The 13,340-nt window shown below is 70.2% G+C and carries 13 protein-coding genes; 8 read left to right on the top strand and 5 right to left on the bottom strand.

Translation table 11 applies throughout. The features are described 5' to 3' along the window. Position 1: 1 nt before the first annotated feature. From E0W80_RS10510 to E0W80_RS10495, 4 genes are all read right to left on the bottom strand, one after another. Positions 2 to 2,080: a DUF2156 domain-containing protein gene (locus E0W80_RS10510; RefSeq protein ID WP_131492395.1), complete on the bottom strand. Its 2,079-nt coding sequence runs from the start codon at positions 2,078 to 2,080 to the stop codon at positions 2 to 4. 51 nt (positions 2,081 to 2,131) lie between these two features. Continuing rightward, positions 2,132 to 2,938 carry a tyrosine-protein phosphatase gene (locus tag E0W80_RS10505; RefSeq protein ID WP_131492394.1) on the bottom strand — a complete coding sequence of 269 codons (807 nt, stop codon included), beginning with the start codon at positions 2,936 to 2,938 and terminating at the stop codon, positions 2,132 to 2,134. 96 nt (positions 2,939 to 3,034) lie between these two features. Next, positions 3,035 to 3,685 (bottom strand): thioredoxin domain-containing protein, encoded by a 651-nt coding sequence (locus E0W80_RS10500; RefSeq protein WP_131492393.1) that lies wholly within the window; start codon positions 3,683 to 3,685, stop codon positions 3,035 to 3,037. Between the two features lie 73 nt (positions 3,686 to 3,758). After that, positions 3,759 to 4,187, bottom strand: coding sequence for a hypothetical protein (locus E0W80_RS10495; protein WP_227991784.1), 429 nt, complete (start codon positions 4,185 to 4,187; stop codon positions 3,759 to 3,761). 75 nt (positions 4,188 to 4,262) lie between these two features. On the opposite strand from E0W80_RS10495, the gene E0W80_RS10490 reads away from it, so the two are divergent. From E0W80_RS10490 to E0W80_RS10480, 3 genes are read left to right on the top strand one after another with little or no spacing between them, the layout of a single operon-like run. Beyond that, positions 4,263 to 4,613 carry a PLD nuclease N-terminal domain-containing protein gene (locus E0W80_RS10490; protein WP_047524129.1) on the top strand — a complete coding sequence of 117 codons (351 nt, stop codon included), beginning with the start codon at positions 4,263 to 4,265 and terminating at the stop codon, positions 4,611 to 4,613. Between the two features lie 14 nt (positions 4,614 to 4,627). Next, positions 4,628 to 6,274 (top strand): 2-succinyl-5-enolpyruvyl-6-hydroxy-3-cyclohexene-1-carboxylic-acid synthase, encoded by a 1,647-nt coding sequence (gene menD, locus E0W80_RS10485; RefSeq protein WP_131492435.1) that lies wholly within the window; start codon positions 4,628 to 4,630, stop codon positions 6,272 to 6,274. Positions 6,275 to 6,290: 16 nt separating this feature from the next. Beyond that, positions 6,291 to 7,133 (top strand): PPK2 family polyphosphate kinase, encoded by an 843-nt coding sequence (locus E0W80_RS10480; RefSeq protein WP_131492392.1) that lies wholly within the window; start codon positions 6,291 to 6,293, stop codon positions 7,131 to 7,133. On the opposite strand, the gene E0W80_RS10475 is transcribed toward E0W80_RS10480, so the two are convergent. Further along, entirely contained in the window at positions 7,130 to 8,383 is a 1,254-nt protein-coding gene (locus E0W80_RS10475) for an isochorismate synthase (RefSeq protein ID WP_131492391.1), read from the bottom strand. The genes E0W80_RS10480 and E0W80_RS10475 overlap by 4 nt on opposite strands. A gap of 56 nt (positions 8,384 to 8,439) precedes the next feature. On the opposite strand from E0W80_RS10475, the gene E0W80_RS10470 reads away from it, so the two are divergent. From E0W80_RS10470 to E0W80_RS10450, 5 genes are read left to right on the top strand one after another with little or no spacing between them, the layout of a single operon-like run. Continuing rightward, positions 8,440 to 9,003 (top strand): DUF402 domain-containing protein, encoded by a 564-nt coding sequence (locus E0W80_RS10470; protein WP_131492390.1) that lies wholly within the window; start codon positions 8,440 to 8,442, stop codon positions 9,001 to 9,003. Further along, the gene (locus tag E0W80_RS10465; protein WP_047524124.1) at positions 9,000 to 9,719 is read left to right on the top strand and encodes a class I SAM-dependent methyltransferase; all 720 of its coding nucleotides are present in this window, start codon (positions 9,000 to 9,002) and stop codon (positions 9,717 to 9,719) included. Before E0W80_RS10470 ends, E0W80_RS10465 begins: the two co-directional genes overlap by 4 nt. 46 nt (positions 9,720 to 9,765) lie before the next feature. Continuing rightward, positions 9,766 to 10,827 carry a polyprenyl synthetase family protein gene (locus E0W80_RS10460; RefSeq protein WP_047524123.1) on the top strand — a complete coding sequence of 354 codons (1,062 nt, stop codon included), beginning with the start codon at positions 9,766 to 9,768 and terminating at the stop codon, positions 10,825 to 10,827. Between the two features lie 59 nt (positions 10,828 to 10,886). Beyond that, on the top strand, positions 10,887 to 12,260 hold the full coding sequence (locus E0W80_RS10455; RefSeq protein ID WP_047524122.1) for an FAD-dependent oxidoreductase: 1,374 nt from the start codon (positions 10,887 to 10,889) through the stop codon (positions 12,258 to 12,260). Positions 12,261 to 12,320: 60 nt separating this feature from the next. After that, positions 12,321 to 13,328, top strand: coding sequence for an alpha/beta hydrolase (locus E0W80_RS10450; RefSeq protein ID WP_131492389.1), 1,008 nt, complete (start codon positions 12,321 to 12,323; stop codon positions 13,326 to 13,328). Positions 13,329 to 13,340 lie beyond the last annotated feature (12 nt).

Here is a 13,340-nt window from a genome sequence, read left to right as displayed (position 1 = left end):
CTCAGTCCTTCCCGCCGCCGCGGACGAGTTCGAGCCCCGCGCCGGCGAACTGCCGCAGAGTCGCATCCGGCAGGAACGCCCTGGTGAGGGCACCGCCGATGCGGGTGAGGTCGCTCTCGTCGCGGAAGAGCAGGTACATGGTCTCGTAGCGGGGATGGAACTTCTGCTTGAACCGGTGCAGCGAACCGAAGCCGTACACCGGTTCCAGGGCCTCAGCGAGGCGGTCGCTCAGCGCGGCGATCACACCGGCATCCGGGGGATAGTCGTGGGCGAGGGGCGCTCCGGAGAGTGACATGATCTGTGCGCCCTCGTCGGAGAACTGCCGGGCGGAGGAGCCGATCAGGAACTCCATCACCGGGCCGAACCCGCCCTCGCGGCGGCGCATGAGGTCGAGGGTCCAGCCCCGTACTTCGCCGTCGTCGCCGTACACGGGCAGCCAGGAGAGGAAGCCGTCGACGTCGCCGTTCGGGGCGAGCGCGAGGGCGAGCCGCACTTCGGGATCCTCGGCCTCGTCGAGCGTGCCGAGGGTGAAGCGCATCTCGGGCAGATCCTTGTCGCCGACCCATGCCTCCGAGATCGCCCGCAGCTGCTGCTGCACCCCCCACGGTTCCGCCTTGAAGTGGGTCATCCGGAAGGTCATGTCCTCGCGCCCGGCCTTGTTGAGCGAGGTGCGCACGGAGTTCCACCGTTTTCCCGTGAACTCGAGTCCCGGCAGATCGACGATCGTGTCGTCCGCGACGACGATGCTCCGCCAGGTCGAGGGGACCGCGGCGCGGGTGGCCTCGTCCGCGCTGAAGAAGCACGGGACGAGACCGGCGAGCTCCGCCGTGCGGATGAACTCCTGCACCGCCTCGGCACGGGCATGCGCCGGGCCGATCGGGTCGGCGAGCGCGAGCGCGACGCCGTTGCGCCTTTGGTACGCCACGATGCCGCCGGGCACACGCGCGTAGCTGTTGCCGTCCCAGGTCGTCATCCACGAGAGGGTGCCGCCGCCGTGCGTGCGCAGTTCGTGCTTCATGTCGTCCGCGGTGGGGGAGGGCTGCATGCCGAGCTTCGACTTCCGACGGGCATGGAACGCGCGGCGTACCCAGATCAGGTACACGAGCATGATCAGCCAGAGGAAGCCGTTCGCGAGGGCGAGCTCGGTCTCGCCGTCCCAGCGGACGTCGACCTGGGCCTGGCTGAAGACGGTGATCAGCGTCAGCACGAGCGCGGCCGTGACGATGTTGAGGATCCCGAGCAGGAGGGCGAGCACCCAGGTCCAGCGTCGTCCGCGACGCAGCCCGTTCACGAGCACCAGGATCACGACCAGGTCGATGGCGAGGTCGATGAAGCCGCCCGAGGCGGGCTCGGTCGGACCGAACGGACCGTCGGTCGGCAGGAGGGTGGTGATGATCTCGACCGCACCGAGCACGAGGATCGCCATCACCGCGATCAGCCTCTGCTCGCGGACGGTCGTGTGACGCACGCGCAGGGTGCGATCCACCACGAGGATCAGCAGCACGGCGAGCAGATGCTCGAGGTCGGCGAGCTTGCCCCAGAACAGCATCGCGATGAAGACGAAGCCGAGCAGGATGAGCCACCCGCGCACCCGCCACGGTGGCCGGAACAGGCCCACCGCCGCAGCGATGCAGGCCATGGTGCCTCCGGAGGCCCCGACATCGAGCGCCTGTGCCTGCGTGGTCGCCCACGCCCACGGGAACGAGGAGAGCACGAGGAGCACCAGGGCGGTGGCGAAGATCGCGAACAGCTGGCCGACCGCGTAGTACGCGATGGCGACGCGCGTTCCGCGCCGGAACTCCAGGTAGGCCATGCCCCAGAACCCGGCGATCGTGAACACGTAGACCCACGGCTGGTTCACGAAGAACGTGCCCGTCAGCGGCGTCCACCACTTCCCCTCGGCGAGATTGGGCAATCCGTAGGCGACGGTAGGGAACAGGTCGCTGTCCTCGAACGGTGTCCACAGGCCGCGCCAGATGACCCCGACGGCGAGGATCAGCACCACCATCGTCAGCGTCGCGGGGATCCGCCGCGCGAACGCCGGCAGCGGGTGCAGCGAGGGGGAGCGCTCCTCAGTCATGCGATCAGCGTAGCGACGGCTCCGGTGATGCGGGGAGATACGGGGGCGGGACTACTCGCCGCGTAGCACCCGCCGCAGGTCGGCGACCTCGTCGTCCGTCAGACCGCCGCTGCGGAGGTAGCCCGCGGCGTCACCGTGAGTCGCGTCGATCCAGTCCAGCGCCGCCTCGATGGCCGAGGCGGGTGATTCGGTCGCCAGCGTCTTGAGTCCGGGGGTCAGGGGAACGCCGAGCGAGGTGATGAGGCCGGTGAGTGCTTCCGCGAATCCGAGCGCAAGGTTCTTCTCGGTCTCCGTGTAGTCGCCGACGATCGCCTCACGCGGCACGCCTGCGACGGAGAGCAGGATCGCCGCAGCGAGACCCGTCCGATCCTTGCCCGCGGTGCAGTGGAACAGGACGCCGGGGCGGGGGGTGCGCGCAGCGTCGAGCACCGTGCGCGCCACGGTCGCGAACTGCGCGGCGCTGTCCGTGAGGATCGCGATGTACAGCTCCTCCAGGGTCGGCACCTGCTTCAGGAGCTGGGCGACCTGGGTCACCGACAGGCTCTTGCTTCCGGCCGCAGGGAGCAGATGCTTCACCATCTCGTCCATCGCTCCGCCCTGCATGGGCAACGGCAGAAGCGTCACGCTGCCGTCCGCGGGGAGACGGTCGGCTGCACGGGATCGCTCGGCATCCGTACGCAGATCGATCACGGTGCCGATGCCGAGATCCGTCAGAGCCTGCAGTCCATCGTCGGTCAGTCCGGCGAGAGCATCGGCACGGAACAAGAGCCCGGACGCGATGGTCCCGCCTCCCGAGACCGGCAACCCGGTGAGTTCCCGGGCGTTGTGCGTCCCCTGCAGAAGCGAAGTCAGTTCCATCGTCGTCCGGGCCCTCTCCCTGAATCTGATCTCAGAGTATCGGGGTTCGTGTCCGGCCTTCACCCTCGGCGTGGCTGCCGTGACGGGCGCCAGGACTCAGCCGTTCAGGGCCTTCTCGATCGCCTGCTCCGGGTCGTCCCAGGTCTCGAGCACGACCTTCTCGCCGTCCACGAAGAAGGTCGGGGTGCTGGTCACGCCGAGCTTCTCCCCGTCGGCCTTGTCCGCCTGCACGCGCTCGGCCGTCGCCGGATCCGCGATCGCCGCGTCGTAGGCGGCCATGTCGAGTCCGAGCTCCTCGGCGAAGGCGCGGAACACCTCGGGTGTCTCCTCACCCTGCTCTCCCCACTGCGCCTGCGTCTCGAACAGTCGGTGGTACATGTCCTCGAATCGGTCCTGCTGCGCCGCCGCCTCGGCGGCGAGGGCGGCCTGGGTGGAGTTGATGTGACCCGGGAGCGGGAAGTAGCGGACGACGTAGGTGATCTCGCCGTCGTACTTCTCCCGGAGCTCTTCGACGACGGGATAGAACGCCCCGCAGGCCTCGCACTCGAAGTCGAGGAACTCGACGACGGTCACGGCGCCCTCGCCCCCGTCGTCGAGTACGTGCGAGTCGGTGCGGACGGTCTGCTGCTCCGCGCCTTCGGGCGGCGTGGGGGCTGCGCGCTGGTTGAGCGCGAACACGAGGGCGACGATCAGCAGGACGATGGCGACGGCGATGGCGATCAGGGTCGCTTTGACAGAGTTCTTCATGGGGTCTCCAGACACACGGGTACGACGGGAAAGGGGATGCCGCGCGAAGGCGGCCCGAGGGACGCGTCGGTGTTCAGGTGCGGGAGATCGAGAGCTGTGTGAGCGAGAGTGCGGAGAGGAGAGGACGCGGTCCGGCGCGCGCCGGCGGTGCTGTGCGCGGGGCGCGCGAGACGAGCAGCTGTGTGCCGCGACCGCGGAGACGCCGGAACAGCAGCACCAGTGCGACGCAGCAGAGCGCGACGACCAGGCAGACCCCGGCGTCGGCGGTGAGGACGTCGACCGCGGTCGCGCCGTCGACCACGGCGGTGCCGGATTCCGTGCCCGTCGACGCCGTGGTGCCGGAGGCGAGGCAGAGCGTGGCGTGCACCTCGGCGGAGCCGCGCGACGTCGACCACGCGCCGACGACGAGCAGGAGCGCGAGACCGACGGCGAGGACCACACGCGCGATCATCGTCCGCTCGGCCCGTGCTCGCGGCATCCGATCCGGCGATGAGGGCAGCATTTCCCGCGCAGTCTAGCAACGGCGCCTCTGCCTCCTCCGAACCCCGGACGCTGAGGACATGCCTACACTGGAGGGGTGGCGAGACTACTGATCATCGGCGGCTTCCTCGCCGCCGTGTTCTGGGTGTTCAGCATCGTCGACTGCGCTGTGCAGCCGGCGACGCGGCACCGGGGCGTGCCCAAGGCCGCCTGGATCGCCATCGTGGTGCTCCTCCCCGTGATCGGGGGGATCCTCTGGTTCGTGATCGGTCGTCGGCGGGCCAACGGTTCCGGTGCTCGCCCGGTGATCGCCCCGGATGACGATCCCGCCTTCCTGCGCAGCATCGACAAGACCGAGCAGGATGCGCGCATCCGCCGGCTCGAAGAGGAGCTCGCACGCCTGGACGAGGAGACCGACGAGCCTCCCGCCTCGGACCCGCGCCCGTGAGCTCGTCGCCGGCGATGGATGCGGCGGCGTCCCTGCTCGCCGATCTCGTCGCCCATGGAGTCCGCGACGTCGTCGTCTCCCCGGGTTCGCGTTCGCAGGCCCTCGCGCTCGCCGCGGTGCGTCTGGCGGATGAGGGTCACCTCCGTGTGCATGTGCGCATCGATGAGCGGGTCGCCGGTTTCACCGCGCTCGGCATCGCCAGGGAGACGCAGGTCCCTGCCGCGGTGATCTGCACCTCGGGGACGGCCGTCGCGAATCTGCTGCCCGCGGTGATGGAGGCGTTCCACTCGGGCGTGCCGCTGCTGCTGCTCACCGCTGATCGCCCACCCGAGTTGCGGGGCGTCGGTGCCAATCAGGCGACGCTGCAGAACGGTCTGTTCCACCCCTGGGTGCGCGATCAGGTCGACGCGCCGGTTCCGGGAGACGGCGAGTGGGCAGGGCTCGCCGAGCGTGCGGTGGCCGCGGCGATGGGCGTGCGCGACGTCGATGCGCTTCCCGGCGTCGCAGGACCCGTCCACGTGAACCTGCCGTCGCGTGAGCCGCTCTCCGGCGCATTCCCCGAAGTCAGGGTTGCTCCCGGCGATACGCCCGTCCGGCGTGCGGCCGACTCGTTCGAGCTCGCCCGGGGTCCGCGCACCGTCGTGCTGGCCGGTGCCGATGCCGGGCCGGACGCCGAGGAGATCGCCTACGCCGGTGGGTGGCCGCTGATCGCCGAGATCGTGAGCGGGGCCCGGTTCGGTCGGCAGATCGTGCACGGGTATCGCCGCCTCCTCGCGCAGGAAGAGCTCGGTGGACGTATCGAGCGCGTGGTCGTGCTGGGTCACCCGACCCTCAGCCGGGAAGCGACGGCCCTGCTCTCGCGCCAGGATGTCGACGTGGTGGCCGTCCGTCGCGGAGGGGAGGAGCTCAACCTGAACCACCGCACGCGCGCCGTCGGGGCCGTCACGGTCGCCCCCGGTGCCGCCGATCGTGCGTGGCTCGGTGCGTGGCTCCAGGCCTCCGCCGCCGAGACCGTCGACCTGAGCGAGAGCGCCCCGGATCCGGAAGGCCTCGCCTCCACGGACTTCGCCGCCCGTCGGGAAGCCGTGAAGGCCGAACTCGACGCGGTCCGGCGCCCGCTCGATCGCGAGCTGCTCGTCGATGCCGTGTGGCGGGCCACCTGGCCGCACGATCGGCTCGTCTTCGGCTCGTCGCGGCTGGTGCGCGTGGCCGACCAGGTGCTCGGAGGCAAGAAGGTGCCCGTCCACGCGAACCGCGGTCTCGCTGGGATCGACGGCACGATCGCGACCGCGACCGGTATCGCGCTCGCCAGCCAGGCCGCGGGCGCTCCCGGCGTGACCAGGGTGCTGCTGGGCGACCTCGCCTTCCTGCATGACGTCGGTGCCCTGCTGCTGCCGCCGGATGAGGCGGAACCGCGTCTCCAGGTCATCGTCGGCAACGACGGCGGTGGGACGATCTTCGACGCGCTGGAAGTCGCCGCCTCCGCACCCCCGGCCGACCTCGATCGCGCCTTCTACACCCCGCACACCGTGCGACTGGAACACCTGGCGTCGGCGTACGGCTGGGAGTACCAGCGGGTCACGACCCGCACCGCGCTGGATCAGGCGCTCACCACGCCGCGAGGCGGACGTCAGATCATCGAGGTGCCGCTGCCGCGTTGACTGGCAGGATGTGCGTATGAACGCGCACACCTGGACGCAGCGGCTCCGCGTCGACGAGGGTTTCCGTCTCGCTGACCTCGACCCCGACACCAAGCCCGGCTATGTCGGCGGCAAGTCGCACGGGGTACGCGATCTCGCGGCCGGGCTCGACGCGCTCAACGATCTGCAGGAGCGGTTGTTCGCCGAAAGCCGGGTGGGCGTGACGAAGGACGCGGTGCTGCTGGTGCTGCAGGCGATGGACTCCGCCGGCAAGGGCGGGATCGTGCGGCATGTCGTGGGGGGTGTCGATCCGCAGGGGGTCGCGCTCGCCGCGTTCAAGGCCCCGACTCCGGAAGAGCTCGCCCACGACTTCCTGTGGCGCGTCGAGAAGCGCCTGCCCGAGCCGGGGTTCATCGGCGTCTTCGACCGCTCCCACTACGAGGACGTCCTGATCGGACGGGTGCGCGGGCTCGCGGACGCCGCGGAGATCGAGCGCCGCTATGACGCGATCAACGAGTTCGAGGCGCGGGTGGCGGCGTCGGGCACCCGCATCATCAAGGTCATGCTGCACATCTCGCCGGAAGAGCAGAAGGCGCGGCTCATGGAGCGACTCGACCGGCCGGACAAGCACTGGAAGTACAACCCCGGCGATGTGGATGAACGGCTCCTGTGGTCGCAGTACATGGAGGCGTACCAGAGGGTCTTCGACCGCACCTCGACGGAGGTCGCCCCGTGGCACGCGATCCCGGCGAACGCCAAGTGGTATGCGCGCCTCGCGGTGCAGGAGCTGCTGCTCGCGGCCCTCGAGGACATCGATCCGCAGTGGCCGGTCGCCGACTTCGACGTCGAGGCCGAGAAGGAGCGCCTCGCCGCGAGCTAGGCCAGGGCGTCGACGAGCGGGCGGAACTTGACCCGGGTCTCGAGCAACTCGCTCTCCGGGTCGGAGCCGGCCACGATCCCGGCACCCGCGTAGGCGGTCACCCTGATCGCGTCGGTGCCTGCCGTGAACTGCGCGCACCGGAGGGCGATCGCCCATTCTCCGTTGCCTGCCGCGTCCACCCAGCCCACCGGCCCGGCGTAGCGTCCGCGATCGAAGGGCTCCAGGTCGCGGATCGCGGCGATCGCCGCCGGGGTCGGGGTACCGGCGACCGCTGCGGTCGGGTGCAGGACGCGCACCAGGTCCAGGGCCGATTCGCCGTCGGCCAACTCGCCCTCGACATCGGTCGCCAGGTGGAAGAGGTTGGGCAGTTTCAGCAGGAAGGGCTGTTCGCTCGCGGCCAGGGCTCTGGTGTGGGAGCGCAGCGACGCGAGCACGCTCTGCACCGCGTACTGGTGCTCGTCGAGGTCTTTCACGCTCGAAGCGAGGTGTGCGGATGCCGCGGTGTCGGCGTCGGCGTCGGCCCCGCGCCCGATCGTGCCGGCGAGCACACGCGCCGTGACGGTGCCGTCGTGCACGGTGACCAGAGTCTCGGGGCTCGCCCCGATCAGGCCGTCGACCGCGAAGGCCCAGGTGTCGGGATAGCCGGTCGAGAGGGCGCGCACGAGGCGACGCAGGTCGGACCCCGCAGGGATGCTGCCGGTCAGGTCGCGCGCGAGCACGACCTTGCTCAGCTCGCCGTCGGCGATGCGGGTCAGGGCCCGGCGCACCGCGTCCTGGTAGCGCTGAGGGGTCTGCGCGCCCGGTCCGACCGTGCCGGCCCAGTGCGGTCTGTACGGCTCCGTGGCGAGTGCATCCTCGTGGACCGCTGCGTCGGCGAGGCGGATGCGGGTCTCCCAGAACCGGTCGCCGTGTCGGCCGAGCACGCGCGTCGGCACCAGGAGCACGCTGTCGGCCGTCGACTCCTCATCGAAGGTGAAGGCACCGAAGGCGACCAGCCCGGTGCCCGGGAGCCCGATCGGATCGGTGATCTCGGCCTCGGCGGCCATCCCCCGCCAGGCCGTCGCGAGGGCTTCGACGCGTGATCCGCCGGGACGCGCCGGAGGGCGGATCTCCGCGAGCGTCTCGCCGACGGCGACGATCCCGTCCCCGCGCCGCAGCCAGGCGAGCGGGCGGGCGGGATCCGTGTAGGCGAGCAGATCTTCGACCGGGTCGATCTCTCGGGTCTCCACGACCAGGGGGGTGGTGTGCACGGTTCCAGCCTATGCCGCTCAGGGGGCAGGGATCCGCGCCGTCGTAGGGTGAGCGGATGAGTGATGCACGCCCCGCACCCGGCACCGAGATGGTCTTCCAGTGGCGAAAGTGGGACGGCTCGCCGCACTGGCGCCACGAATGCGTCTACCTCGGGGCCGACGAGTGGGGGGACTGGCTCGGGCAACCCGTGGGATGGCACAGCGAGCGCCCCGGGGCCGCGTTCCATGCGGGCGGCCCCAACGTGACGCTCATCCCCGCCAGCGGAGACCATGCGGTGACCGTGAACCGCCGTCACCGCCGCGGGATGCGCATCTACATCGACCTGGGGTGGGACATCCGCTGGTCCGACGACCCGCTGCTCGCGACCGGCATCGACATGGACCTCGACGTCGTGCGGGTGGCGGGTGCGCGGGGGACCTGGGTCGACGACCGCGACGAGTGGGCCGAGCACAGCGCCCGGTACGGCTATCCCGTCGACGTGATGACGCATCTCGAGGCGCTCGCCCTCGACCTCGAGGAGCGGGTGCGCGCGCAGACCGCCCCGTTCGACGATGCCACCGCCGATCCCTGGCTCGACCGCCTCGAAGCCCTGGGTCTCGCGCCTAGACTGAAGCCGTGACCCCGAACGAAGCCAACCGCGCCGATCTCGGCAAGGACCCCGCCCGCGTCAGCGGCATGTTCGACCAGGTCGCCGCAGGGTACGACCGCACCAACACGGCCATGACCTTCGGCAACGACATCCTGTGGCGGGCGGCGACGACCCGCGCGGTCGCGCCGAAGCCGGGGGAGCGGATCCTCGACCTCGGAGCGGGCACCGCGTCTTCGTCGGCCTCTCTCGCCCGCAGTGGCGCCGACGTGGTCGCGGCCGACTTCTCGCCGGGGATGCTCGCCGAGGGCCAGCGCCGCCACGGGGCGATGCGAAACCTCTCGTTCGTGCAGGCGGACGCCACGGCCCTGCCGTTCGCGGATGCCGAGTTCGACGCCGTCACCATGTCGTATGCGCTGCGCAACGTGAACGACCCGAAGAAGGCCCTCCAGGAGCTGTTCCGGGTGACCAAGCCGGGAGGAAGGCTCGTGATCAACGAGTTCTCCACCCCTCCGGGCAAGCTGTTCCGTGGCGCCTACCGGCTCTACAACGATCAGGTCCTGCCGCGCGTCGCACGCGTGGCCGGCACGAACGGCGACGCGTACGACTACCTCAACGAGTCGATCCGGGAGTGGCCCGACCAGAAGAAGCTGTCGGCCTGGATCCGTGAGGCGGGGTGGACGGACGTCGCGTACCGCAATCTCACGTTCGGCATCGTCGCCCTGCACAGAGCACGCAAGCCGGAGTGATTCCTCCGCGCGAAACCGCGGCACCCGACGAAGGTAGGCTGGGAACGTGACTTCGAGCCCCATCGCCCCGGGTTCGCGACTGGCGAGCCGTCTCGGCTTCAGCGATCGCGTCTTCATCGGCCCCGCCGCCCGCCGCGTCGCGCGCGCCATCGAAGACGGGTTGGAGCTGGTCGAGACCGGACTCGCCGAGGACGTCCGCGTCGCCGATCCGCTGGCCGACGCGGCCAGCCGCTACCTGTACGAGGCCGGCGGCAAGCGCATCCGACCGGTGCTCACGCTGCTCGCCGCGCAGCTGGGCGACGGCAACACCCGCGAGGTCATCGACGTCGCCAAGGCGCTCGAGATCACACATCTCGGCTCGCTGTACCACGACGACGTCATGGACGGGGCGGACCGCCGACGCGGCGTCCCGGCCGCGCACGCCGTGTGGGGGAACAACATCGCGATCCTCACGGGGGACATCCTGTTCTCCCGCGCGAGCCAGTTGATGTCCCGACTGGGCGAACGCGCGATCCGGCTTCAGGCCGATACGTTCGAGCGGCTCGTGCTCGGGCAGATGCACGAGACTCTCGGCCCGCAGGAGAACGACGACCCGATCGCGTTCTACATCCAGGTGCTCGCCGACAAGACCGGTTCGCTGATCGCCGCAGCCACGCAGGGCGGTGTGATCTTCTCCAACGCCCCGAGCGAGTACGAGGAGCCGCTGCGGATGTACGGCGAGAAGATCGGCGTCGCCTTCCAGCTGCTCGACGACGTGATCGACCTCTCGGCCAAGCCGGAGGAGACGGGGAAGGTGCCCGGAACCGACCTGCGCGCCGGCGTCCCGACCATGCCGTATCTGCTGCTCAAGGCCGAAGCCGACGAGGCGTCCGCCGACCTCGCTGCGCGCATCGATGACGGGGTCGCCCGGATCGCGGATGGTGCGGACCCGGCGATCCTCGACGAGCCCCTGGACGAGCTGCGCGACCACCCGGTGACGCAGAAGACCCTCGAGCTCGCGCACGCCTGGACGCAGGACGCCATCGACGCCCTCGGTCCGTTGCCGCGCGGCACGGTGCGCGAGGCCTTGACCCGATTCGCAGAGACCCTCGCCGAACGATCCAGCTGATCTGCGCGGGCGGCCCGTCGGGCCGCGCGCCCGCTGCGACGGCATACGAAAGGACCTCCATGACCAAGCTCAGACTGGCCATCGTCGGTGCGGGCCCCGCCGGCATCTACGCCGCGGACATCCTTCTGAAGGCCGAGCGCAAGTTCGATGTGTCGATCGACCTCTTCGAGCAGCTTCCGGCGCCGTACGGTCTCGTGCGCTACGGCGTGGCTCCCGATCACCCTCGCATCAAGGGCATCATCACGGCTCTGCGTGACGTGCTCGACCGCGGCGACATCCGCCTCTTCGGCAACGTGCGCTTCGGCGAGGACATCACGCTCGACGACCTCAAGAAGCACTACAACGCCGTGATCTTCGCGACCGGCGCGATCCGCGACACCTCGCTGGACATCCCCGGCATCGATGCGGTCGCCTCCTACGGAGCGGCGGACTACGTCAGCTGGTTCGACGGTCACCCCGATGTTCCGCGCGAGTGGCCGCTGGACGCCGCGTCCGTCGGCGTCCTCGGCAACGGCAACGTCGCGCTCGACGTCGCCCGCATGCTCGCGAAGCACGCGGAGGACCTGCTCGTCACCGAGGTTCCGCAGAACGTGTACGAGGGGCTCCAGGCCAGCGAGGTCACGGATGTGCACGTCTTCGGCCGGCGCGGCCCCGCTCAGGTCAAGTTCACGCCGCTCGAGCTCCGCGAACTCGGAGAGCTGCGCGACGTCGACATGGTCGTGTACGACGAGGACTTCGACTACGACGAGGCCTCGAAGGACGCGGTCGCCAGCAACAAGCAGGTCATGGTCATCGACCGCATCCTGCAGTCCTGGCGCAAGCGCGACTCGGTCAACAACGCGGGAGGCACGGCCTCACGGCGCCTCCACCTGCACTTCTGGGCGCGCCCCGTCGAAGTGCGCAAGGACGAGAACGGTCGCGTGGCGGCGCTGGTGTACGAGCGCACGCGGCCCGACGGACAGGGCGGCGCCGTGGGCACGGGCGAGATGCGCGAGGTCCCGCTCCAGGCGCTGTACCGCGCCATCGGCTACTTCGGTTCGCCGCTGCCGGGTGTGCCCTTCGACAAGAAGCACGGTGTGATCCCGAACCGCGAGGGCCAGGTGCTCGCGAAGGATTCGAACGAGCGCGTGTCCGGCATCTATGCGACCGGGTGGATCAAGCGCGGCCCGGTGGGTCTGATCGGCCACACGAAGTCCGACGCCATGGAGACCGTGCGGCACATCATCAACGATCAGGGCTCCTGGTGGCACCCGGAGGACCCGTCGGAGGAGGCGATCGTCGCTCTCCTGCAGGAGCGCGGCGTGCAGTGGACCGACCTGGACGGCTGGCACCGCCTCGACGAGCACGAGATCGCCCTCGGTGCGCCGCAGGAGCGCGCTCGCGTCAAGGTCGTCCCGCGCGACGAGATGGTCCGCGTCTCCCGGGGCGAGTAGCGCCGGAACCGGTCCCGGCGTCGCGCCTGGGCTAGCCTGGCGATGACGGGGGAGGACCGCATGGCCGACTGGACGCCCGACGTGCTCGGCGACGAGTTCGAGCAGCTCACGCTCGACCTCGGCGCGGACGACCAAGGGCCGGTCGTCGCGACGCTGGTGCGCGCCCTTCCCGCGGAGCCGGGGTGGTGGGACCGGGTGCGCCGCCGTGCGCCGCAGCTCGACGGCGTCGACGTGCTCTACGTGCACGGGTGGTCGGACTACTTCTTCCAGAAGCGACTCGCGCGCTTCTGGACCTCGCGGGGTGCGCGCTTCTTCGCCCTCGATCTCCGCAAGTACGGGCGCAGCCTCCGCGAGGGGCAGACGCCCGGCTACGTCGCCGACCTGGCCACCTACGACGAAGACATCGCCGCGGCTCTGACGGAGATGGGACGCGGGAAAGGCGGGGGTGAATCCGACCGGCGCCTCGTCCTGCTCGGGCACTCCACCGGCGGTCTCACGCTCAGCCTGTGGGCGTCGCGGCATCCGGGCGTGGCCGATGCGGTGATCCTGAACAGCCCGTGGTTGGAGTTCCAGTTCGCCCCCGCCAGGGCGGCGATCGCGCCGATGGTCGAGTTGCAGGCACGGATCCGTCCGCTGGAGGCCGCACCGCAGGTCGATCTCGGGTTCTACACCCGCGCACAGCAGGAGGTCGCCGATCCCGATGACCCGATGGAGGTGAACCCCCTCTGGCGCCCGGTGCAGACCATGGCGGTCTACGCCGGATGGCTGCATGCGATCCTCTCGGGTCACAAGACCGTCGCCGGGGGACTCTCGATCACCGCTCCGGTGTGCGTGCTGCTGTCCGCGAGGTTCGTGCCTCCGACCCGTTGGTCCGAGGAGCTGACGTCGGCGGACTCCGTGCTGGTGGTCGACGACATCGCCCGTGCGGCTCTCCGCCTGGGCTCGACGGTCACCGTGGAGCGCATCGACGGAGCTCTGCACGATGTCTTCCTCTCACGTCACGAGGCGCGAGAAGACGCCTACCGGCGGCTGGACCGATGGGTCACCGGCTGGCGAGCGGCCGACTGAGTTTCCTCAGAG

Origin of the sequence: Microbacterium sp. PI-1 (genome assembly GCF_004337555.1) — a bacterium.
GTDB classification, from domain to species: Bacteria; Actinomycetota; Actinomycetes; order Actinomycetales; family Microbacteriaceae; genus Microbacterium; species Microbacterium aurugineum.
The sequence above is the reverse complement of the archived record's forward strand: the minus strand, read 5'-3'. Positions and strand labels throughout refer to the sequence as shown.